The 21,526-nt window shown below is 59.8% G+C and carries 21 protein-coding genes; 11 read left to right on the forward strand and 10 right to left on the reverse strand.

Features of this window, described 5'->3' with window-relative positions; genetic code table 11:
- Nucleotides 1-269: 269 nt before the first annotated feature.
- Nucleotides 270-770: a phosphate-starvation-inducible protein PsiE gene (locus ACIQV9_RS11725; protein WP_403101274.1), complete on the forward strand. Its 501-nt coding sequence runs from the start codon at nt 270-272 to the stop codon at nt 768-770.
- On the opposite strand, the gene ACIQV9_RS11730 is transcribed toward ACIQV9_RS11725, so the two are convergent.
- The 3 genes from ACIQV9_RS11730 to ACIQV9_RS11740 form a co-directional block, all read right to left on the reverse strand.
- Nucleotides 767-1,084, reverse strand: a complete 318-nt coding sequence (locus ACIQV9_RS11730; RefSeq protein ID WP_403101276.1) for a DUF3509 domain-containing protein — start codon at nt 1,082-1,084, stop codon at nt 767-769. The genes ACIQV9_RS11725 and ACIQV9_RS11730 overlap by 4 nt on opposite strands.
- A 240-nt stretch (nt 1,085-1,324) precedes the next feature.
- On the reverse strand, nt 1,325-2,626 hold the full coding sequence (locus ACIQV9_RS11735; RefSeq protein ID WP_403101278.1) for an HAAAP family serine/threonine permease: 1,302 nt from the start codon (nt 2,624-2,626) through the stop codon (nt 1,325-1,327).
- Between the two features lie 62 nt (nt 2,627-2,688).
- Nucleotides 2,689-4,065, reverse strand: coding sequence for an L-serine ammonia-lyase (locus ACIQV9_RS11740; protein ID WP_403101280.1), 1,377 nt, complete (start codon nt 4,063-4,065; stop codon nt 2,689-2,691).
- A 135-nt stretch (nt 4,066-4,200) separates the two neighbouring features.
- Between ACIQV9_RS11740 and ACIQV9_RS11745 the strand changes: the two genes are divergently transcribed.
- The 8 genes from ACIQV9_RS11745 (at nt 4,201) to ACIQV9_RS11780 (ending at nt 12,552) form a co-directional block, all read left to right on the forward strand.
- Nucleotides 4,201-5,148, forward strand: coding sequence for a LysR substrate-binding domain-containing protein (locus ACIQV9_RS11745; protein WP_010463175.1), 948 nt, complete (start codon nt 4,201-4,203; stop codon nt 5,146-5,148).
- Nucleotides 5,149-5,362: 214 nt separating this feature from the next.
- On the forward strand, nt 5,363-5,770 hold the full coding sequence (locus ACIQV9_RS11750; protein ID WP_054049780.1) for an HPF/RaiA family ribosome-associated protein: 408 nt from the start codon (nt 5,363-5,365) through the stop codon (nt 5,768-5,770).
- 378 nt (nt 5,771-6,148) lie between these two features.
- Nucleotides 6,149-6,454 (forward strand): DUF3649 domain-containing protein, encoded by a 306-nt coding sequence (locus ACIQV9_RS11755; RefSeq protein ID WP_403101283.1) that lies wholly within the window; start codon nt 6,149-6,151, stop codon nt 6,452-6,454.
- Complete coding sequence (locus tag ACIQV9_RS11760; protein WP_403101285.1) at nt 6,451-8,031, forward strand: PepSY-associated TM helix domain-containing protein; 1,581 nt, start codon at nt 6,451-6,453, stop codon at nt 8,029-8,031. Before ACIQV9_RS11755 ends, ACIQV9_RS11760 begins: the two co-directional genes overlap by 4 nt.
- Nucleotides 8,032-8,355: a DUF3325 domain-containing protein gene (locus tag ACIQV9_RS11765; RefSeq protein ID WP_403101287.1), complete on the forward strand. Its 324-nt coding sequence runs from the start codon at nt 8,032-8,034 to the stop codon at nt 8,353-8,355.
- Complete coding sequence (locus tag ACIQV9_RS11770) at nt 8,352-8,918, forward strand: RNA polymerase sigma factor (protein ID WP_403101289.1); 567 nt, start codon at nt 8,352-8,354, stop codon at nt 8,916-8,918. Before ACIQV9_RS11765 ends, ACIQV9_RS11770 begins: the two co-directional genes overlap by 4 nt.
- Entirely contained in the window at nt 8,915-9,904 is a 990-nt protein-coding gene (locus tag ACIQV9_RS11775; protein WP_403101291.1) for a FecR family protein, read from the forward strand. The genes ACIQV9_RS11770 and ACIQV9_RS11775 overlap by 4 nt, the downstream gene beginning before the upstream one ends.
- 218 nt (nt 9,905-10,122) lie before the next feature.
- A complete protein-coding gene (locus ACIQV9_RS11780; protein WP_403101293.1) occupies nt 10,123-12,552 on the forward strand; it encodes a TonB-dependent siderophore receptor in 2,430 nt (809 codons plus the stop codon).
- Nucleotides 12,553-12,695: 143 nt separating this feature from the next.
- Here the strand turns inward: ACIQV9_RS11780 and ACIQV9_RS11785 are convergent, their stop codons facing one another.
- On the reverse strand, nt 12,696-13,571 hold the full coding sequence (locus ACIQV9_RS11785) for a helix-turn-helix domain-containing protein (RefSeq protein WP_403101295.1): 876 nt from the start codon (nt 13,569-13,571) through the stop codon (nt 12,696-12,698).
- A gap of 138 nt (nt 13,572-13,709) precedes the next feature.
- Here ACIQV9_RS11785 and ACIQV9_RS11790 point away from each other — a divergent pair, with 138 nt between their 5' ends.
- Nucleotides 13,710-14,612, forward strand: coding sequence for a DMT family transporter (locus ACIQV9_RS11790; RefSeq protein WP_403101297.1), 903 nt, complete (start codon nt 13,710-13,712; stop codon nt 14,610-14,612).
- A 26-nt stretch (nt 14,613-14,638) separates the two neighbouring features.
- Here the strand turns inward: ACIQV9_RS11790 and ACIQV9_RS11795 are convergent, their stop codons facing one another.
- The 6 genes from ACIQV9_RS11795 to ACIQV9_RS11820 all read right to left on the reverse strand — a co-directional run bounded on the left by ACIQV9_RS11795 (nt 14,639) and on the right by ACIQV9_RS11820 (nt 19,614).
- Complete coding sequence (locus ACIQV9_RS11795; RefSeq protein ID WP_403101299.1) at nt 14,639-15,148, reverse strand: DUF2165 family protein; 510 nt, start codon at nt 15,146-15,148, stop codon at nt 14,639-14,641.
- 142 nt (nt 15,149-15,290) lie between these two features.
- Complete coding sequence (locus ACIQV9_RS11800) at nt 15,291-16,265, reverse strand: 2-hydroxyacid dehydrogenase (protein WP_403101301.1); 975 nt, start codon at nt 16,263-16,265, stop codon at nt 15,291-15,293.
- 163 nt (nt 16,266-16,428) lie between these two features.
- The gene (locus ACIQV9_RS11805) at nt 16,429-16,896 is read right to left on the reverse strand and encodes a hypothetical protein (protein WP_403101303.1); all 468 of its coding nucleotides are present in this window, start codon (nt 16,894-16,896) and stop codon (nt 16,429-16,431) included.
- 357 nt (nt 16,897-17,253) lie between these two features.
- Nucleotides 17,254-17,733: a hypothetical protein gene (locus tag ACIQV9_RS11810; RefSeq protein ID WP_403101305.1), complete on the reverse strand. Its 480-nt coding sequence runs from the start codon at nt 17,731-17,733 to the stop codon at nt 17,254-17,256.
- 208 nt (nt 17,734-17,941) lie between these two features.
- Nucleotides 17,942-18,319: a DUF6124 family protein gene (locus tag ACIQV9_RS11815; protein WP_403101307.1), complete on the reverse strand. Its 378-nt coding sequence runs from the start codon at nt 18,317-18,319 to the stop codon at nt 17,942-17,944.
- Between the two features lie 326 nt (nt 18,320-18,645).
- Nucleotides 18,646-19,614: a LysR family transcriptional regulator gene (locus tag ACIQV9_RS11820; protein WP_010463147.1), complete on the reverse strand. Its 969-nt coding sequence runs from the start codon at nt 19,612-19,614 to the stop codon at nt 18,646-18,648.
- A 320-nt stretch (nt 19,615-19,934) separates the two neighbouring features.
- On the opposite strand from ACIQV9_RS11820, the gene ACIQV9_RS11825 reads away from it, so the two are divergent.
- Complete coding sequence (locus tag ACIQV9_RS11825) at nt 19,935-21,446, forward strand: efflux transporter outer membrane subunit (protein WP_403101310.1); 1,512 nt, start codon at nt 19,935-19,937, stop codon at nt 21,444-21,446.
- The last annotated feature ends 80 nt before the right edge of the window (nt 21,447-21,526 follow it).

The raw sequence follows: 21,526 nt of genomic DNA on the forward strand, positions 1-21,526 counted from the left end.
GCGAATCCCTGCGCTTTGGGTAGTGGCTTTTTAATGTAGACCGAAATCAGGGTTTGTCAGGTGGACCGTGTCGTCCCCATTCGCGGGCAAGCCTCGCTCCTACAGGTTTGTTGTTGGTGACTGGTGCGGGTGCGACCAAACGCCACGGAGCGCGTTTTAGAGCATCTCGCCATCATGTGGCAGGCGCCTCTGGCCTTTTTTCTGCATGCAGAACAACCGTCACGTCAAACCCGCATCATCCGCTCGAACCGAGCTAAGGAAGAATCATCGTGAAAATCAACTGGGCCGAGAACCTGCGGCAGAACGTGCATCAACTGGCCGAGTCCCTGGGCAACCTGTTCGTCGAGACCTTCCATTACCTGGCGCTGTTCGCCATCGGTGCAGTGACCGCCTGGGCGGCGGTGATGGAATTTCTGGGGATGATCGAAGAAGGGGACATCAAGATCGATGACATCTTGCTGCTGTTCATCTACCTGGAACTGGGGGCGATGGTCGGGATTTACTTCAAGACCAACCACATGCCGGTGCGCTTCCTGATCTACGTGGCGATCACGGCGCTGACGCGACTGCTGATTTCCAACGTCTCGCACCACAATCCGCCGGACCTCGGCATCATCTACCTGTGCGGCGGGATTCTGCTGCTGGCGTTTGCGATTCTGGTGGTGCGATACGCTTCGTCGCAATTCCCTTCGGTGAAGATCGAACACCCGCAACGCAAGACCGGTGCGGGTTCCGGTGAGCACCCCGAGGTGGAGAAGGGCGAAATCTAAAGTCCCATGGTCGGGCGGGGCTTGGCTTTGACTTGGGGTGGCGGCAGGTTGCGATTGTCGCCATCGGTCATGGCTTCGAGGATCGACATGGCGCTGTGGCCCTGTTCGATGGCGATGCCGAACTGAATGCTTTGCACCAGGCGCTTGAGGCGCTTGGGGTCATTGCGTTGTTCGGCGCTGATCATCCGTTTGGCAACCACGTGGCCACTGTTGGAGAGGGTCAGCATGATGCTGCCGTCCAGACCCTGAATGCTCAGGTTGATCTGATAATCCGCCGCAAAGGCATCGGTAATGAGCTGAAAAGGGTTGTCCATGATGCGTCACCGCCTGATTGAACGTGCAGTAGTTGACTGGCCATGATCGGGTTGGTTCGCAGTACCAGACCATCGGCCATTCCATAGCCATATCGCCATCATCGCTTGCTTCTTTGAGGAGCAGCCTTGGGTAGCCCCCTATAGGGATATAGCAAGGGACGTGCCGGGAAAACTGTCGAACAATGTTCGCGGCAAAAAAGAGGCGGGCACCGAGGCCCGCCTTCTTTTTGCCTGCCCGTTTCAGGGCATGAACGAGTAGATGATCGCAGACAGTGCAATCAAACCGATCAACACCACGAACACGTTCGACGCCTGGCCTGAGTACTGGCGCAAGGCCGGCACGCGGCGGATGGCGTACATCGGCATCAGGAACAACAGGCACGCAATGATCGGCCCGCCGAGGGTTTCGATCATGCCGAGGATGCTCGGGTTGAAGGTCGCCACGGCCCAGCAGCTGAGAATCATGAACAGCGCAGTGACGCGGTTCAGCCAGTTCGCCGACATCACCCGGCCACGGCCGCGCAGGCTTTTCACGATCAGGCCCTGAAAGCCTTCACTGGCACCGATGTAATGGCCGAGAAAGGATTTGGTGATCGCCACCAGCGCAATCAGCGGCGCCGCATAAGCGATGACCGGGGTCTGGAAGTGGTTGGCCAGGTACGACAGGATCGAGATGTTCTGTGCCTTCGCCGCCGCCAGATCAGCCGGAGACAAAGCCAGCACGCAGCTGAAGCAGAAGAACATCACCGTCACCACCATCATGGCGTGGGCGATGGCAAGGATGCCGCTGCTTTTTCGCTCGGCGTGCTCGCCGTACCGCTGTTTCTGGTCAACGGCAAACGCGGAAATGATCGGCGAATGGTTGAACGAGAACACCATGACCGGGATCGCCAGCCATAAGGTTTTGAAGAACAGCGGCAGCGGCATGCCTTCGCTGGCGGTGGCGAAGAACGCGCCGTTCCAGTTCGGGATCAGGCTGACACCGAGCAGCAGCAACGCCGCGACGAACGGGTAAACCAGCACGCTCATGCATTTGACGATGACGCCCTGACCGCAACGCACAATCGCCATCAAACCGAGAATCAGCGCCAGCGACAGAATCGCTCGCGGTGGCGGGGCGATGTGCAATTGATGCTCCATGAAGCTGCTCAAAGTGTTGGTCAGCGCCACGCTGTACACCAGCAGAATCGGGAAGATCGCGAAGAAATACAGCAGCGTGATCAGCTTGCCGGCGCCAATGCCGAAGTGTTCTTCCACCACTTCGGTGATGTCCCCCGAACGACCGGACAGCACGAAACGGGTCAGGCCCCGGTGAGCGAAGAAGGTCATCGGGAATGCCAGCACCGCCAGGATCAGCAGCGGCCAGAAGCCCCCCACGCCGGCGTTGATCGGCAGGAACAGCGTACCGGCGCCAATCGCCGTGCCGTAGAGGCCGAGCATCCAGGTGGTGTCGTGTTTGCTCCAGCCCTTGTGGGTTATTTCGCTATTGCGTGTCAGGTCTACAGCGGGATTTTCGGCAGCAGGTGTACGTACATCGGTCATCGTTTGGCCTCGTTATTGTTCTTGCTCGGGCTCACGTGTTGCAGGCGGTCAGGGAATGCTCGTCAGCACTCCACCCAGCTCACTGCCAGGCCGCCCCGTGAAGTCTCTTTGTATTTGTCATGCATGTCGGCGCCGGTATCACGCATGGTGCGGATCACCCGGTCCAGGGAAATGAAGTGTTTGCCGTCGCCGCGCAGGGCCATTTGCGTGGCGTTGATCGCCTTCACCGCAGCGATGGCGTTGCGCTCGATGCACGGCACTTGCACCAGTCCGCCAACCGGGTCGCAGGTCAGGCCGAGGTTATGTTCCAGGCCGATTTCGGCGGCGTTTTCCAGTTGCTCGGGCGTGGCGCCGAGCACGTCGGCCAGACCGGCGGCGGCCATGGCGCAGGCGGAGCCGACTTCACCCTGGCAGCCAACTTCGGCGCCGGAGATGGACGCGTTTTTCTTGCAGAGAATGCCTACAGCCGCAGCGCCCAAGAAGAACGCCACAACGTCATCGTCCGACGCGTCCGGGTTGAATTTCATGTAGTAGTGCAGCACCGCCGGAATGATCCCCGCCGCGCCGTTGGTCGGTGCCGTCACCATGCGCCCGCCCGCTGCGTTTTCTTCGTTCACGGCGAGGGCGAACAGGTTCACCCACTCCATGGCCGACAGCGTCGACGTGATGACATTCGGCTTGCCGATTTCCAGCAGGCTGCGGTGCAATTTCGCCGCGCGGCGCGGAACATTCAGACCGCCGGGCAAGATGCCCTCGTGACGCAGGCCTTGCTCGACGCACTCGCGCATCACCGACCAGATGTGCAGCAGGCCCTGGCGGATTTCAGCTTCGCTGCGCCACGCCCGTTCGTTGGCCATCATCAACTCGGAAACGCGCAGGCCGTGCTGGTTGCAGAGCTTGAGCAGTTCGGCGGCGCTGGAGAAATCGTACGGCAGCACCACGTCGCTGGCCGGTGCAATGCCGGACTCGGCTTCCGCCGCTTCGATGATGAAACCGCCACCAATCGAGTAGTACGTTTGCTCCGACAACTCACCGGTTTCGCCAAAGGCTGTCAGAGACATGGCGTTGGGGTGGTAGGGCAGGCTCTCGTCGAGCAGCAGGAGATCGCGTTGCCAGTTGAAGGCGATGGTCTTGTGGCCGGCCAGAGACAGTTCACCGGTTTCGCGCAAGGTCTGGATTCGGCTGTCGATGGTGGTCGGATCAATGCTGTCCGGCCATTCGCCCATCAGGCCCATGACGCAGGCACGGTCGGTAGCGTGGCCGACGCCGGTGGCCGAAAGGGAGCCGTACAGACGAATTTCTACCCGACGGACGGCGTCGAGCAAATCCTGGTCAATCAGTGCCTGGGCGAAGGTCGCGGCGGCGCGCATCGGGCCGACGGTGTGGGAACTGGACGGACCGATGCCGACTTTGAAAAGATCGAAAACACTGATAGCCATGCTAAAGCCTATACAAGCAATGGAAGAGAAATCGCTGCCATTTTTGTAGGACAAGCGCAATGTCGGCGATACTGCCTACCTCGGTCCTACGTGACCAACGAAACTTCCTAAGACAGCCTTTAGCAGGACTAAACAATGAGTCGCCAATTGCACGCCCAGACTTATGTCTGGCTGCACGTGTTTTCCTGTGCCGCGCGGCACTTGTCGTTCACCCGATGTGCTGAAGAACTGCACATCACGCCGGGTGCGGTCAGTCAGCAAATCCGTCAACTGGAAGAACGGTTGGGCTTTCGCTTGTTTCACCGCCGTGCCCGCGGTGTGGAATTGAGCGCCGAGGGCCAGCGACTGGCCATTACGGTCAACGAGGCTTACGGCAGCATCGATGCGGAATTGCGACGACTGGACGCCGGAATGATCAGCGGGATTTTGCGGGTGCGCTCGATCCCATCGTTCCTGAGCAAGTGGCTGACTCCGCGCCTGCCGCGCTTGCAACAGCGCTTCCCGGACATTCAATTGCGCCTGGTGGCTGAGGACAGCAGCGTGCCATTGCACGAAGGCGACTTCGATTTGGCCATCGACCTGAACGACGGCAGTTATCCCGGGTTGTTATCCACAACCCTGCTCGACGAGCAGATCTTCCCGGTCTGTGCCCCGAGTTTGCTACGCGGCCGGCCACCGCTGCACGGTCCGGCGGGCCTGGTGCACTTTCCGCTGTTGCACGACATCACCGCCTGGCGCGGCAGTTACGAGTACGCGGAGTGGGAGTTCTACCTCAACGCCATCGGCTTCGAGGGCGCGGACGTGCGGCGCGGGCATACCTTCAACCGCAATCACCTGACTATCGAAGCGGCGATTGCCGGGATGGGCGTGGCGATTGCGCGGCGAACGTTGCTCAACGATGAGCTGGAGCGCGGGACGTTGATTGTGCCGTTCGGCCTGGCGGTGCCCAATCACAAACGTTACGTGCTGCTCTATGCGCCAGGGGCACTGAGCCATCCGGGCGTGCGCGCGGTGCATGACTGGCTGGTGGAGGAGGCGGGGATATTTCGAAGCCTGCATCCGTTGGCGGAGCGGCAGATGTGAGCAGCTTGGGTCATCAGGCAGGGGCGACCCAACTCCCGACCTTAACAGCGCTTTTGGCCGTTGTCCGGCTTTTTTTGCGAATCCATATTTATCTTTTTTTAGGGGTTGAAATGTTCTGCGCGCAGACCGATTGTGTAAGTAAGAGGTCACGGTGATGACGCCCAAGGGCCAGCCGATGTGCCTCTCGCGAGCTAGCTGAAATAAGGGATGAACTATGCAAATCCAAGTCAACAGTGATAACCATATTCAAAGCAGCATCCGACTGGAGGAGTGGGTACGTACTACCATTGAGAGCACGCTCGAACGTTATGAAGAGGACCTGACACGCGTCGAGGTTCATCTGCGGGACGAGAATGGCGACAAGCCAGGTCCCCATGACATGCGCTGCCAGCTGGAAGCGCGGCCAAAAGGCCACCAACCGATTTCTGTCACTCATAAAGCTGACACCCTGGAGCAAGCGATCGACGGTGCGGCGGAAAAACTTGAACATGCGCTGGAGCATCTGTTCGGCAAACTGCGGGGCAAACCACGTGCCGCTGTTGTGCCATTCGAACGAGTCGCTGCCGATGCGCTGCTGGAAGACGAGTTTCTCGAGAACGAACAGGCTGCTCAAAACGGCTGAAGCCTGATTCACTTTTTACCTTTCCACTGAAAACGGGCCTGCTGATGCAGGCCCGTTCTTGTTTGGGGTGTGCACCGAATCCGCTGGCTCCATGATTACCTGTGGCGAGGGAGCTTGTCGGAGCGCCGCACCGTCCCGTTCGGCTGCGAAGCAGTCGCAGACCGGCTGACACGGTTTGCCTGATAGAACCCGGTTGCAGGTTTTGGGACTGCTCCGCAGTCCAACGGGGACAAGCCCCCTCGCTACAAATGTGCTCGATTTCAGATTTGGCTCCCGGCAATCGGATCTGTTTTGCGTATGAGAATATTTATCATTAATATTACGGCCTTGTTGGCCCCATGACTTTCATGCGGCCTCACCCGGTTTCAAGGTCGAAACATGAAAGGCAAAATCAGCACGCTCCCCGTTTCTTATCGATTGGCCGTCACTTCACGGGTGCTGGCCGCGGTGTTGGGCGGCTATATCGTCGCGGCGCTGGCCAGCGTCAGCCTGAGCTTATGGTTGCCGATGGCCCGCGCCGAAGCGGTGGTGACCGGGATGATGACCTCGTTTCTGGTCTATCTGGTCGCGGTGCTCTGGTGTTTTGCCTGTCGCAGCGCATGGCAAGCATGGTTCGGGCTGATCGTGCCGGGCCTGGTGCTGGCGGCGGTGGCAGGGTTGGCTTGTTGGATGGGCCACGCATGAAAGAGGGATTTCGTCAGGCGATGGCCTGGTTGCACACTTGGGCCGGGCTGACCTTCGGCTGGTTGCTGTTCGCGATTTTCCTGACCGGCACGCTCGCCTATTTCAAGGACGAGATCAGTCACTGGATGCAGCCCGAGATTCCGGCGCGTGCGGTGACCTCCGAAGCCAGTCTGACGCTGGCGCAAAACTACCTCCAGCAACACGCCGCGGGTGCCTCCCGCTGGCTGATCGACTTGCCGAGCGCCCGGGAACCGGGCCTGTCGGTGCGCTGGCAACAGACCCCGGCCAAACCCGGCGAGCGCGGGCAATTCACCGAGAAACTGCTCGACGCGCAAACCGGCAGCGAAGTGCAGGGTCGCGAATCCATGGGTGGCGACTTCTTCTATCGGTTCCACTTCCAGCTGCAAATGCCCTATCCGTGGGGCCGCTGGTTGTCGACCATCGCGGCCATGGTGATGTTCATCGGCCTGATCACCGGGATCATCACCCACAAGAAAATTTTCAAGGACTTCTTCACCTTCCGCCCGCGCAAAGGCCAGCGTTCCTGGCTGGACGGGCATAACGCGGTGGGCGTTCTGGTGTTGCCGTTCCACTTGATGATCACTTACAGCAGCCTGGTGATTTTCATGGCGATGGTGATGCCGGCGAGCATCCTGGCCTCGTACAAAGGGGATCCCCGCGCGTTTTACGCGGAGGTGTTCCCGGCCTCCAGTACGCCCGAGCTTGCCGGCAAACCGGCGGAACTGGCACCGATGGCGCCGCTGCTGGAGCGGGCGCGGGCGCAGTGGTCGGGCGGCCGGGCGGAACGTCTGACGGTGAACAATCCGGGGGATGCGAATGCCTCGATTGTCGTCTCAAGGGATGACGCCGACCGAGTGATTTACGACGCGAGCAGCGCGGTGACCTTCCACGGCGTGACCGGCCAGCAACTCAGTGCCACGCCACAGCAACCGGTGCCGATGGCCATCGCCGGCAGTTTCTATGGCTTGCACATGGGCCATTTCGCGAGCCCGGTGCTGCGCTGGCTGTACTTCATTTGCGGGTTGGCGAGCACGGCGATGATCGGCACCGGTTTGGTGATCTGGCTTGGCAAGCGCCAACTCAAACATGTGAAAAGCGGCGTGATGCCCTTCGAGTTGCGGCTGGTGGAAGTGCTGAACATTGCCAGCATGTCCGGGCTGGTGGTCGCGGTGGCGGCGTTCTTCTGGGCCAATCGGTTGCTGCCGGTCGAGATGGCCACCCGGGCGGATTGGGAAGTGAACAGCTTCTTCATTGTCTGGGGTTTGAGCGTGGTTCACGCAGTGTTCCGCCGTGGTCGCGTGGCATGGGGCGAGCAATTGGCGGTGGCCGCGATGCTGTTCTGCGGCGTGCCGCTGTTGAATGCGTTGACCACGCCGTACCACTTGGGCGTGACGCTGGCTCAAGGCGACTGGACGCTCGCCGGGTTCGATTTGACGTGCCTGGGCAGTGGCCTGTTCCTGGCCTGGGCTGCGTGGAAAATGCAGCACGCCGGGCAGACCGTTCGCGTCGCCAAAGAACGAGCCCGACCGATCACGCTTGAGCAGAAGGTGAACTGAATGTTGTTGGCCCTGCTGCTCTGCTACGGCGGTTTCACCGCGCTGTGTTTATCGATGGATCGGCATCACGCCGAACTGCTGGGGCGCAAGTCGTCAGCCCGGCGACGCAAAACGTTCAAGCTGAGCGGCTGGTTGCTGCTGGCGGTTTCATTATGGGCGACGGTGGCGAAAACCGGTTGGGGGCTCGGGTTGGTGGAGTGGTTTGCGGTGTTGATGCTCAGTGCCTTGCTGCTGGTGTTATTGATGCCGTATCGCCCGCGCCTGGCCATGGCGTTGGCCGGGTTGAGCTTGCTCGCGAGCCCCGTCGCCGTGTTTGCGCAATGATGACCACCGATCCCCCGGAATCCCGCGACGACGAACATCGCGGCGCCCGTGCGCATTTCCTTCAGGTGTTCCTGTCCCAGCGTTCGCAGATGGAAGCGCTGGTGAGCCGGCGTGTCGGCTGCCGAGCGACCGCCGCCGATCTGGTGCAGGACTTGTTCCTGCGTTTCTGGCGGCGTCCGCTGGTGCAGGTCGAGGAACTCAGCACTTACCTGCTGCGTTGCGCCGGCAACATTGCCATCGACTATTTGCGCAGTGAAGGCACGCGAGTGCGGGTCAACGAAGGCTGGATGCCGGATCAACCGGACAGCCAGGGCAGCGAACCACAAGCGGCGCTGGAGGCGGGCAACGACCTGCGTCACGTCGAAGCGGCGTTGCGCGCGTTGCCGGAGCGCACCCGGCAAATTTTTCTGCTCAACCGCATCCACGGCCGTAAATACGCCGAGATCGCCAAGGCCATGGGCCTGTCCCAAAGCGCCGTGGAAAAACATATGATGCGCGCCCTCGATGCCTGCAAGGCCAGCCTGCAGGAACCGCCAACGCGCACGCCAAGGAAAGCACCGTGAATCAGCTCGACCGCGTCATCCCGACGCCCGCTCAGGAACAGGCCGCGCTCGCCTGGCTGAGCCTGCTGCACGACCAGCCCAGCAGCGGCGATCAACTCACGTTCAGCCGCTGGCTTCAGGCTGATCCCGCTCACGCCGAGGCTTACGCCCAGGCGCAAGTGCTGTGGGAATTGAGTGAAGAGCCGGCGCGAACCCTGGCCGATGAAGACGCGTTTGCCTTGCAGGGTTACCTCAATGCCATGAACCGATCCCGACACACCCGCGTGCGGCGCTGGTCTGGCGCTCTGGCCATGGCCGCGTGCCTGGTGCTGATGATCGGCCTCGGCGCGGGTTGGCAGCCGGCGCGCTGGATCGATGATCTGGGGGCGGACTATGTGTCCGCACCGGGGGAAATTCGCACCGTGACGCTGGCCGATCAGTCGCAAGTCACGCTGGACGCCGACAGCGCCATCGCCGTGGATTTCAGTCGCGGTGAACGCCACGTTCAGCTGCGTCGCGGTGCCGGATTTTTCAGCGTGACCCACACGGGGGATCCGTTTGTGGTCGACGCTGAAAAGGGGCAGGCGCGGGTGCTGGGCACGCAGTTTGAAGTACGCCTGCAACCGCGCGGGGCGCAGGTCACGGTGCTGTCCGGGCGGGTCGGCGTGACGGCGGACAAGCACGCCGAGCAGCAGGTTCTGACCGCTGGACAGCAAGTGGCGTATGGCGAGGGTTCGGCGGAAAAACTGCACGCCGTCGACAGCGAAGCGCAACTGGCGTGGCGTCAGGGCTGGCTCAATTACTACAAGGCCAACCTGGCCGATGTGGTGCAGGATTTGGGGCGGTATTACCCGGGGCGGATTGTGCTGCTCAATGATGAACTGGCGGCGCGGCGGGTGAGTGGCAGTTTTCCGAGCAAGGACCCGCAGGCGGTGTTGAGTTCGTTGCAAGGGGTTTTGGGGTTTGAGCAGCACAGCGTTTTGGGGCATCTGATTATTGTGCGGTGAGGCAACTGGCGCCTTCGCGGGCAAGCCTCGCTCCTACAAGGATCGCGCAAACCTGTAGGAGCGAGGCTTGCCCGCGAAGGCGTCAGACCAAACACCACATAACCCCCGGCAAAAAATTATTTTCAAAATTATGGTGAGGTAAACCCGACCCCCATCCGTGTAGTGACTGAAACTGCGAGTCATTCGCATCCCGTAGGTTCTACACAGGTCATTGAGCAATGAAGTCCAGGGCAAAATCGGGTTCGGTCAAACAGTGGTTGGGTGCCTCTGCACTCAGTATGTCGGCGTTGGCCTTGCTGCCATCGAGCGTCGCATCCGCCGCTGAGGCGGCCAACACGCAGCCGCTTACGCAGTTCAGCTTTGCCATCGCGGCCAAGCCGCTGCCCCAGGCTTTGAGCGACTTCAGCCGGGTCACCGGCATCAGCGTGGTCTACACCGATGAAGCGCCGTACGGCCTCACCGCCCCGGCGGTCAATGGTCAGTTGGGCGCCGAGCAGGCCCTGCAGCGTTTGCTCAGTGGTTCGGGTTTCACTTTCCGCCGTAGCGATGCCCACACCTTGGTGCTTGAACCTGTGCCCACCGCCGGCACGTTGAATCTGGGCACCACCACCATCAATTCGGTGGCCGATCAATCCATGAGTTATCAGCCGCCGCCCACCAGTTCGGTGATGCGCTCGTCGGCCTTGCTCCAGGAAATCCCCCAGACCGTCAACGTCATTCCGGCCCAGGTCATTCGCGATCAGGCACCGCGCAATCTGGATGATGCGCTGGCCAACGTCAGCGGCATCACCCAGGGCAACACGCTGGCGAGCACCCAGGATTCGGTGATGACCCGCGGTTTCGGCGACAACCGTAACGGCTCGATCATGCGCGACGGCATGCCGATCGTGCAGGGCCGCGGCATGAATGCGACCGTGGACCGGGTCGAAGTGCTCAAGGGCCCGGCCTCGCTGCTGTACGGCATCCAGGACCCGGGCGGCGTGGTCAACATGGTCAGCAAGAAACCCGAACTTGAGCAATACAACGCCCTGACGCTGCGCGGTTCGACCTACGGCGACGGCAAAAACGGCAGCGGCGGCGGCCTCGACAGCACCGGTGCGCTCGGTGATTCCGGTTTCGCTTATCGCATGGTGCTGGACCACGAAGACGAGGACTACTGGCGCAACTTCGGCACCCACCGCGAGACGCTGGTGGCGCCGTCGCTGGCCTGGTTCGGCGAAAGCACCAAACTGTTGTTCTCCTATGAACACCGCGAGTTCCTGACCCCGTTCGACCGCGGCACGATCATCGATCCGCGCACCAACCACCCGTTGGACATCTCGCGCAATGAACGCCTGGACGAGCCGTTCAACAACATGGAAGGTCGCTCGGACCTGTACCACTTCGAGGCCGACCACGAGCTCAACGACAACTGGAACGCCCACTTCGGCTACAGCTGGAACCGTGAAACCTACGACGCCAGCCAGGTGCGCGTCACCGCTATCGACACCCGACGCGGCACGCTGACCCGCAGCATGGACGGCACCCAGAACGCCATCAGCACCGACCGTTTCACCACCGCCAGCCTCGAAGGCAATGTGAACGTGCTGGGCCTGCAACATGACCTGGTGTTCGGCGTCGATGACGAATACCGCAAGATCTACCGTGAAGACCTGATCCGCCAGAAAAGCCTGAGCACCTTCAGCTACGTCAACCCGGTCTACGGCCGCGAAGTCGCCGGCACCACCGTCAGCCCGGCTGACAGTGCGCAGACCGATGAACTGCGCAGCGATTCGATCTTCCTGCAGGACTCGATCCACCTCACCGATCAATGGATTTTCGTCGCGGGCGCACGCTTTCAGGAATACGACCAGTACGCCGGCAAAGGTGTGCCGTTCCAGGCCAACACCGACAGCAACGGCCAGAAATGGGTGCCGCGCGCCGGTTTGGTCTATCGCTTCACCGATGAATTGTCGTTCTACGGCAGCTACACCGAATCGTTCAAACCCAACTCGACCATCGCACCGTTGAGCGGCAGCAGCACCGTGCTGGATGGCAGCGTTGCGCCGGAAGAAGCCAAGTCCTGGGAAATCGGCGCCAAGCTTGATATGCCGGGGCGCGTGACCGGCAACGTCGCGCTGTTCGACATCAAGAAACGCAACGTGCTGGTGGCCAACTCCGAAGGCCCGGTGACGATTTACAGCGCCGCCGGCGAAGTGCGCTCACGGGGTCTGGAAGTGGATTTGAGCGGTCAGCTCAGTGATCGCTGGAGCATGATCGGCAGCTATGCCTACACCGACGCCGAAGTCACCGAAGACCCGATCTACAAGGGCAAAAAACTGCAAAACGTCGCCAAGAACAGTGGCTCGCTGTCGGCGGTCTACGACTTCGGCACCATTGTGGGCGGCGATCAATTGCGGGTCGGCGCGGGTGCGCGGTATGTCGGCGAGCGAGCGGGTAACGCCGTCAACGATTTCGACCTGCCGAGCTACACCGTGGCCGATGCCTTCGCCACCTACGACACCAAGGTTGAAGGGCAGAAGGTCAAGTTTCAGCTCAACGTGAAGAACCTGTTTGACCGCACCTACTACACCTCGGCGGCGAGCCGGTTCTTTGTGTCGATGGGGGATTCGCGGCAGATCTCACTGTCCAGCACATTGGAGTTCTGATCAGAGACCGCGTCATCGTTCATCGCGGGCAAGCCCGGCTCCCACAGGGATAGTGTCGTTCGCAAAAGATGGGTTCGCCACCTGTCCTGTGGGAGCGGGCTTGCCCGCGATGGCGGCCTGACAGCCACTGATGATCATCGGGATTAACGCAAAAACGCCTGCCGATACTCCCCAGGCGTCCCGCCCAAAACCTGCCGAAACCGATGGGTGAAATGGCTCGCACTGGCAAACCCGCACGCCAGCGCAATCTCCCCCAACGGCTGCGACGTCGAACGCAATAATTCCTGCGCCCGACTCAGTCGCCGTGCCAATACATACTGATGCGGCGGCAAGCCAAAGCTCTCGCGAAACATCCGCGCAAAGTGATATTCCGACAACGCACACAACGCCGCCAATTGCCCCAGGCTGATCGCCTCGGCCAACTGATTGTCGATGAACTCCACCAACTGCCGCCGCTGATGCGCCGCCAATCCGCCCTTGAGCCGCAACCCTTCGCGCATCCCGACCTGGCCGAGCAACACGTGGCTGAGCATTTCATGGGCCAGGCTGCTGGTGAGCAGGCGTTCGCCCGGCTCTTCCCAGTTGAGCGTGAGCATCTGCCGAAAGCGCCGGGCCTGTGCCGGATCGTCAAGGAACGTGGCTTCGCGCAATTGCAGTTCGCGAGGCTCGCGGTCCAGCAGCGTGACGCAGCCGAGGGCGAATTGTTCGGGGCTGAAATAGACGTGGGCCAGGCGAATGTCGCCGTTGATCACCCAACCCGATTGATGCTCGGCCGGCAGGATGCACAGCTTGTCCGGGCCGCCCTTGGTGCCGGGCTGATCGCGGCGAAAAGTGCCGGTGCCGCCGGCGATGTAGCAGGACAAGGTGTGGTGGCTCGGCGCCTCATAGTCCTGGGCGTCGTGATGGTTGCTCCACAAGGCTGCAGCCATGCCGTCACCGAGCTCGGCGCTGTGCTCGAGGCGAGCAGTGGGCGAGCGGTTGAGGGCTTGAAAGACTTGCAGGGTTTCCAGTGCAGGCATGATGGCTTCTCTCCGACGCCTTGCATCCTACTCCGTAGCCGTTGGCCTGCCAGCCTGTCGGCCGACAAAAGCGCAAGTTTATGCAAGTGCGCCGAGGCTTGGCGCAGGACACTGAGCCCCTATTGAGGAGCCTTTGCCATGAACCTGTCGTTGTATTTATTGACCGTGCTGATCTGGGGCACCACCTGGATTGCCTTGAAATGGCAGCTGGGCGTGGTGGCCATTCCTGTGTCGATCGTTTATCGCTTCGGCCTCGCGGCGCTGGTGCTGTTTGTTCTGTTGCTGCTCAGTCGGCGCCTGCAAGTGATGAACCGCCGCGGGCATTTGATCTGTCTGGCTCAGGGCCTGTGCCTGTTTTGCATCAACTTCATGTGTTTCCTGACCGCCAGTCAGTGGATCCCCAGCGGGCTGGTCGCCGTGGTGTTTTCAACCGCCACGTTGTGGAATGCACTCAATGCCCGCGTGTTCTTCGGCCAGAAAATCGCCCGCAACGTTTTGATGGGTGGTGCGTTGGGGTTGGCCGGGCTTGGCCTGTTGTTCTGGCCGGAACTGGCGGGCCACACCGCCAGCCCGGAAACCTTGCTCGGCCTGGGCCTGGCGCTGCTCGGTACCCTGTGTTTCTCGGCCGGCAACATGCTCTCGAGCCTGCAACAGAAGGCCGGTTTGAAGCCGCTGACCACCAACGCCTGGGGCATGGCGTATGGCGCGGCGATGTTGTCGGTGTGGTGCCTGTTCAAAGGCATTCCGTTCGACATGGAATGGAATGCGCGCTACATCGGCTCGCTGCTGTACCTGGTGATTCCGGGTTCGGTCATCGGCTTCACCGCGTACTTGACGCTGGTCGGGCGTATGGGCCCGGAGCGTGCGGCCTATTGCACTGTGCTGTTCCCGGTCGTGGCGCTGAATGTCTCGGCGTTTGCCGAAGGCTATCAATGGACCGCGCCGGCATTGGTGGGGTTGGTGTTGGTGATGCTGGGTAACGTGCTGGTGTTCCGCAAGCCCAGGGTGCGCGTGTTGCAGCAGACTGGAAATCTGGCCTGATATTTCTGCGTCGAGCGCGGTACTGTTCAGCGCTCGATCTTTAACGCGATATACATAAGTAGCGGCAACATAAAATCAACAATATGCCGAGCCCAATCCTTGGCATTCCATGTTTGCGATCTATCCATGTCGAACCATTCGACGCCGACGACCTGCAAACAGACGTAATAGATGAATAAACCGATCAATAGACCAATTATCGAGAATTTTTTTGCTTCATGGAATTCGCGGGCAGACGCATTCAGTTTTCGATAAAGGTGGTAAGTGCCTACCAGGCAGTAAACGGTGTAGGTCACTTCGAGGGTGATGATGAGCCAGTAAATGCGATGGTGCAACATGGGCGAAGTGATGGCCCGGTAGGTTGTTCGTTCATTGTTGTGGGTTGTGTCCATGCTCAGGACATGTGCGACATATTCGTAGTTTGTGGTGTAGTCGGTGAAGTTGCTATACATCACCAAAAGTCCAAAAAAGCTTATATAAGCCATCAGTGTAATCTTGCTGATTCTGATGATTTTTTCAGTTGTGTAGTTGTTCAAGTTGATAGTTCTCCATGTACATAGTCCGAGGTCGGGCAAGTAGAGGAGAGTCTAGAGTGCTTAGCTTTTTTTCGTCGGTTGACTGAATTGCAAGTTGTGTAAAGAAACGGGCAGATACTTTATAAGTCTCTGCCCGTTTTAGTTAGCCTTTCCACACTTGCGGGTTGACCAGATCTTGCGGCCGCTCGCCCAGCAGTGCGCTACGCAGATTAGCCAACGCACGGTTGGCCATGGCTTCGCGGGTTTCATGGGTCGCGGAGCCGATGTGCGGCAACGTCACCGCGTTTTTCAGCTGGAACAACGGCGACTCGGCCAGCGGTTCTTTCTCGTACACGTCCAGCCCGGCGCCGCGAATGCGGTTGTTTTGCAGCGCTTCGATCAGGGCGGGTTCATCGACGACCGGACCGCGCGCGATGTTGACCAGGATGGCGCCTGGCTTCATCAGTGCCAGTTCGCGGTGGCTGATCAAATGCCGGGTTTTTTCGCTGAGCGGCACGACCAGGCAGACGAAATCGGCTTCGGCCAGCAGTTCGTCAAGGCTGCGGAACTGCGCGCCGAGTTCTTGTTCCAGGCCGGTCTTGCGGCTGTTGCCGCTGTAGAGGATCGGCATGTTGAAGCCCAGGCGACCGCGCCGGGCAATGGCCGCGCCGATGTTGCCCATGCCGACGATGCCCAGGGTTTTGCCGTGTACATCGCAACCGAACAGCGGTGCGCCGACGGTGGCTTGCCATTGGCCAGCCTTGGTCCAGGCATCGAGTTCGGCGACGCGGCGGGCGCTGCTCATGAGCAGGGCGAAGGCCAGGTCGGCGGTGCTTTCGGTGAGGACATCCGGCGTGTTGGTCAGCATGATCCCGCGTTCGTTGAAGTAGGCGACATCGTAGTTGTCGTAGCCGACGGAGACGCTGGAAACGACTTCAAGTTTGGCGGCGTTTTCCAGTTGTGCGCGGCCGAGTTTGCGACCGACACCGATCAGGCCGTGGGCGTGGGGCAGGGCTTCGTTGAACTGGGCGTTGATGTCACCGTTTTTCGGGTTGGGCACGATGACGTCGAAGTCTTGCTTGAGGTGTTCGACCATTTCCGGGGTGATGCGACTGAAGGCGAGGACGGTCTTTTTCATGGGAGGAGGGCTCGTCGGGCTGGAGATTGCCAAGCAAGCTAACATTCTTGTCGAGGGTTGTGCGAGCGCCTCGATGACGCCTACACCTCACTGCCGCTCCTGCCAAGTGACGGGAGCGCGGTGAGGAGCTATTTTTATGGAAAAGCCGTGTTAACAATGGCCTCTATTTTCGGTTCTCGCTCCATCCAGTAACGTTTATATCACCGACGGCTTGATGGCTTTTCCCTGGAGTCCCTTGAGTCAAAAGCGTGATGTTAAACTCTGCTTCGAAGATGCCTAGCGTTTTGTCAATTTTTTTAACGACTATATAACCGTTGTTTTCGTCTGGGTTATATCTTTCTGTTTGTTCGGCTCCATGTTCATCTACCCAGTGTTTTAAAAAATAAGGCACGGTAGGAATCATTTCTTTGTTGGGCAGTTCGTAGCGCCCTGCTTCGATGTTCGGTGAAATCGCCAAGTTAAATTCATTGGTTTCGGTTTCACTGAGTTTCTGGCTGGTAAACAGATAAAAATGTCGTGGGCCGATAAAATAATGCGTGACAGTGCCTGTGTAATCTGGGAATGGGAAGTTGTTGTGGATTTTTGCGTTAAGTGTGCCGACGTCTGAGAGGCTCTCGGTAAGTTGAGACATATTCTTGCTCCTTCAATAAATCAGTGAGAGTGCGTCATGGATTTTCAGTTTGAACGAGCATCATTTCTACTGTCAGTACTGACAGTTTTTTATATGTCTTGGCTATTGAAATGCCTGATCTGATATCCGCAGGGAATAAGAGCCTTCGCTTTTCAATTGTGGGAGCTGGCTTGTTTGGCTGCCGCATCGCTGCGATGGGGCCTGACAGCCGACCACCATTTTGCTGATGTACCCAAATCCAATTGTGCGAGCCTGCTCGCGTTGATGGAGTATCAGAGGACATCAATGTTGAATGTCAGGCCCTCATGGCGAGCAGGCTCTCATACGGCCATTGCATTTCTTCAATACAACCCCAGCTCAAAGCGCAATGTCATTCCGGCCAAATATAGAGAAACGACCGCTATCGATGTCTATTTCTTCCCCGTCCACACCAATAGATCTGAAGTGAAATTTGCCGTCGTACCGTTCATTCTCATGATCGAATTCTAAATCGACGCTGCCTGTGTCAGCTCCGAATGTTTGAACTCGGAGCTTGTCGCCCTCACGCCACATTTTCCAGTAGGCGGCGCTGACCTTTCTGTTTTGAATTGCATGAAGACCTGTCGTGATATCGGCGTCGAACACGATTTCAATTCCCCGCTCAACCGTTACACCGTCCGCAGTGACGTAGGTCTGAAGGGTGTTCAAGGTCAGATGCAATTTTCCATCGGTTGCAAGGAAGTCATGATTGAAAGTGTAGGCTTGAGCGCTGAAGCTCTCTTCGTGACGTACGTCAGCGGTCACGGTGGCCTTGGGAGGGGTTTTCCTGGTTAGGGGAAGGCAATATTCCTTAAACATGTTCAGCTCCTTGGAACCAGAAAGAGGTCTGGTTACGCGCTGAACATAGGCCCGAGGTTGGGCGCCGTAAACTGTCAGAGTTGACAGTTGACGACGCTGTACAACAGGGATTTTTGTCCGCCCATTGGTTGGTGGAATGTCGGTGTGTCGATGGACATTGATGTCGGCTGACACACCGCAATCGCGGGCAAGCCCGCTTCCACAGGGATCAGCTGTGCTGCGAAGGTTTTGGTACGGCGAAGTTATCCATCATCCGGTTCACCGCCAGTTCGGCCAGCATGACGATCTGTTGGATCGCCATCGCCGTATGCCGATGCGGCCCTTCCAGATACCCCGCGAAGTCACTCGCCATCACACTGGCCTGGGCCAACGATTCGCAGGTATGGGCCAGCAGGTCTTCGTCTTTCATGTCCGGTGCGATCAAAAACATCGTGCTGGGTTTGCGGGTAGCGGGGGATTTTAGGGCGGCGGGGTTGAGGTAGTGATCCAGCGCGCGTTCAGCGGCGTCGTGGAATTTTTTGGAATCGACTGATTCGTAGGGGGAAACGTCGTCGGTTTCCGGAGGATTCGGTGTTTCTTTGATCATGAAAGTTACTCGGTTTGGGATTAATCGAGCTGCCGTTTTCGTTTCCAAGCGAAAGGGTGGCAGCCATGCGCGGTCTGGAAAACCGGATATCCCACCAAAACCGGCAGACCCGAAGGTCTCCCGCGCACAGCCGCCATAACAAGGAATTGCGTGCAGAAAAAAGCGCCGCAGTATGCCATGTGCTGTGATGGGAATATCAGGTTTCCAAGCCTGGCCGCTGATTTTGCAGCGACCCACAAAGCCTACCCATTTCCCGTCTGACCCAACAACCGACAGAACCCGTCGGAAACATTCCCCAAAATCGCCGTGTCTGTAGGACCGTGAAATCAGTTCGCCACCCGAACCCCACCCAGACTCCCACTCAATTCATACGCCACCAATTCCGCCTGGTGCGCCGCCAATATCTCCGGCAGTGACCCGCGCAAGTACTCGACCCACGTCTTGATCTTCGCGTCCAGGTACTGCCGCGACGGGTAGATCGCATACAGATTCAGTTCCTGCGAGCGGTAGTTCGGCATCACCCGCACCAGCGTGCCGTTGCGCAACCCTTCAATCGCCGCATACACCGGCAAGACGCCGACGCCCATGCCGCTGATGATCGCGGTTTTCATCGCATCAGCCGAGTTCACCAGGAACGGCGAACTGTTGATGGTGACCATTTCCTGGCCTTCCGGGCCGTCGAAGGTCCATTTCTCCAGCGGGATCACCGGGCTCACCAGGCGCAGGCACGCGTGGTTGAGCAGGTCGCTGGGTTTGTGCGCGCAGCCGTTGGCTTTCACGTAAGCCGGCGAGGCGCAGACGATGCTGTAGGTGATGCCCAGGCGCTGGGAGACGAAGCCCGAGTCCGGCAGTTCGCTGGCCAGGACGATGGAGACGTCGTAGCCCTCGTCGAGCAGGTCCGGCACGCGGTTGGCCATGGTCAGGTCGAAGGTCACGTCGGGGTGAGTCTTGCGATAGCGGGCGATGGCGTCGATCACGAAGTGCTGACCGATGCCGGTCATGGTGTGCACTTTGAGCTGGCCGGCCGGGCGCGCGTGGGCGTCGCTGGCCTCGGCTTCGGCTTCTTCGACGTAGGCCAGGATCTGCTCGCAGCGCAACAGATAGCGCTTGCCGGCCTCGGTCAGGGCGATGCGGCGGGTGGTGCGGTTGAGCAGGCGGGTTTGCAGGTGGGCTTCCAGGTTGGAGACCGCGCGCGAGACGTTGGCCGTGGTGGTGTCCAGTTGCACGGCGGCGGCGGTGAAGCTGCCGGCCTCGGCCACGTAACTGAAGGCGCGCATGTTTTGCAAAGTGTCCATGGGGTGCTCTCGGAGGCGATGGCAAATTGTGACACGAAGTTGCGGGGGCGGTGACCCCGACCAAGGGATTATCGCGTTAACGGTAACAAAGATTCACAGGATTCCCAGCTTATCGCCCTTCGAGCCGGCCCCTAGAATTGCGCCATCGCAGGAACCGCCAGTCAGGCATGGCACAAAACCCCTGTAGGAGTGAGCCAGCTCGCGATAGCGGTCGAACATTCAAGATGGATGTCGACTGACACACCGCTATCGCGAGCAGGCTCACTCCTACGAGTAATGCGGTGCTCGTTCTTACCTCTCCCTCTCAGGAAATCGCAGCAGTGCCGCGTCGCATCAACAGAGCGCTTCAGACGCTCAGTGTTCTGGCTTTATCCCTGACCCTCAGCGGCTGCATCGGAACCGGAGGAATTGCCCCGCAGGGCAAGGCACTGGAGGCCAATTCACTGGTCACCGACGAGGCCATCCAGAGCGCCGCGCAGGACGCTCACTGGCCCACCGCGCAATGGTGGCAGGCCTATGACGACCCGCAACTAAACCGCTGGATCGACCTCGCCGTGCAAGGCAGCCCGACCATGGCCAAGGCCGCCGCCCGTGTGCGTCAGGCCAGATCCATGGCCGGCATCGCCGAGTCCGCCGAGTCGTTGCAGATCAACGGCGAGTCCACCCTCAAGCGCCACAACTGGCCGACCGATCAGTTCTACGGGCCGGGCGAGTTGGCCAACACGACCACCTGGGATAACAACGCCGCGCTGGGTTTCAGCTACGCCCTCGACCTCTGGGGCCGCGAAAGCAATGCCACCGAGCGCGCCGTGGACATGGCGCACATGAGCGCCGCCGAAGCGCGTCTGGCGCAGCTCGAATTGCAGAACAACATCGTCCGCGCCTACATCGAACTGTCGTTGCATTTCGCGCAACGGGACATTGTCGAGGCGACCCTGAAACAGCAGCAGCAAATTCTCGACCTCGCGCAGAGGCGTCTGAACGGCGGCATCGGCACGCATTTCGATGTCAGTCAGGCTGAAACGCCGCTGCCGGAAACCCATCGCCAGATCGATGCGCTGGACGAAGAAATCGCCCTCAGCCGTAACCAACTTGCAGCCCTCGCCGGGAAAGGCCCGGGCGAGGGTGCGCAGTTGCAACGACCCACGCTGTCGTTGGCCGCACCACTGAAACTGCCGTCGGCGCTGCCCGCACAATTGCTCGGTCAACGCCCGGACGTGGTTGCCAGTCGCTGGCAAGTGGCGGCGCAGGCGCGTGGCATTGATGTCGCCCACGCCGGTTTCTACCCCAACGTCGATCTGGTCGGCAGCCTCGGGTACATGGCCACCGGCGGCGGTGCGCTGGAGTTTTTGACCGGCAAGAAACTCAATTACAGCGTCGGCCCGGCGATCTCGCTGCCGATCTTTGACGGCGGTCGCTTGCGTTCGGAACTGGGCGAAGCCTCGGCCGGGTATGACATCGCCGTGGCCAGGTACAACCAGACGCTGGTCAACGCGCTGAAAAACATCTCCGACCAGTTGATCCGCCGCGAGTCCATGGACAAGCAGCAAACCTTCGCCGCCGAGTCGGTGGCCACTGCGCAGAAGACCTACGACATCGCGATGATTGCCTGGCAGCGCGGCCTCACCGACTACCTCAACGTGCTCAACGCCCAGACTTTGTTGTTCAAGCAGCAGCAGGTTCAGCAGCAGGTTCAGGCGGCGCGGCTGAGTGCGCATGCCGAACTGGTGACGGCGCTGGGTGGCGGGCTGGGTGCGGGGAACGATGTGCCGGAAGACAGCCGTACCGCCGCACCGAAAACCCCGGTCCTGCTTAAGAACCTCTCGAATTGAACACGATGTTTCAGATTCATCGGCCTTTGTGGCGAGGGGGTTTACCCCCGTTGGGCTGCGCAGCAGCCCCAAAAACTGCC

It is taken from the genome of Pseudomonas sp. NPDC099000 (genome assembly GCF_044759925.1).
In the GTDB taxonomy this organism is placed as follows: Bacteria; Pseudomonadota; Gammaproteobacteria; order Pseudomonadales; family Pseudomonadaceae; genus Aquipseudomonas.

Coding starts and splice junctions, on each gene's coding strand:
- ACIQV9_RS11730 (WP_403101276.1), bottom strand. CDS start 1,084: ATGGACAACCCTTTTCAGCTCATTACCGATGCCTTTGCGGCGGATTAT.
- ACIQV9_RS11735 (WP_403101278.1), bottom strand. CDS start 2,626: ATGACCGATGTACGTACACCTGCTGCCGAAAATCCCGCTGTAGACCTG.
- ACIQV9_RS11740 (WP_403101280.1), bottom strand. CDS start 4,065: ATGGCTATCAGTGTTTTCGATCTTTTCAAAGTCGGCATCGGTCCGTCC.
- ACIQV9_RS11745 (WP_010463175.1), top strand. CDS start 4,201: ATGAGTCGCCAATTGCACGCCCAGACTTATGTCTGGCTGCACGTGTTT.
- ACIQV9_RS11750 (WP_054049780.1), top strand. CDS start 5,363: ATGCAAATCCAAGTCAACAGTGATAACCATATTCAAAGCAGCATCCGA.
- ACIQV9_RS11755 (WP_403101283.1), top strand. CDS start 6,149: ATGAAAGGCAAAATCAGCACGCTCCCCGTTTCTTATCGATTGGCCGTC.
- ACIQV9_RS11760 (WP_403101285.1), top strand. CDS start 6,451: ATGAAAGAGGGATTTCGTCAGGCGATGGCCTGGTTGCACACTTGGGCC.
- ACIQV9_RS11765 (WP_403101287.1), top strand. CDS start 8,032: ATGTTGTTGGCCCTGCTGCTCTGCTACGGCGGTTTCACCGCGCTGTGT.
- ACIQV9_RS11770 (WP_403101289.1), top strand. CDS start 8,352: ATGATGACCACCGATCCCCCGGAATCCCGCGACGACGAACATCGCGGC.
- ACIQV9_RS11780 (WP_403101293.1), top strand. CDS start 10,123: ATGAAGTCCAGGGCAAAATCGGGTTCGGTCAAACAGTGGTTGGGTGCC.
- ACIQV9_RS11785 (WP_403101295.1), bottom strand. CDS start 13,571: ATGCCTGCACTGGAAACCCTGCAAGTCTTTCAAGCCCTCAACCGCTCG.
- ACIQV9_RS11790 (WP_403101297.1), top strand. CDS start 13,710: ATGAACCTGTCGTTGTATTTATTGACCGTGCTGATCTGGGGCACCACC.
- ACIQV9_RS11800 (WP_403101301.1), bottom strand. CDS start 16,265: ATGAAAAAGACCGTCCTCGCCTTCAGTCGCATCACCCCGGAAATGGTC.
- ACIQV9_RS11805 (WP_403101303.1), bottom strand. CDS start 16,896: ATGTCTCAACTTACCGAGAGCCTCTCAGACGTCGGCACACTTAACGCA.
- ACIQV9_RS11810 (WP_403101305.1), bottom strand. CDS start 17,733: ATGTTTAAGGAATATTGCCTTCCCCTAACCAGGAAAACCCCTCCCAAG.
- ACIQV9_RS11815 (WP_403101307.1), bottom strand. CDS start 18,319: ATGATCAAAGAAACACCGAATCCTCCGGAAACCGACGACGTTTCCCCC.
- ACIQV9_RS11820 (WP_010463147.1), bottom strand. CDS start 19,614: ATGGACACTTTGCAAAACATGCGCGCCTTCAGTTACGTGGCCGAGGCC.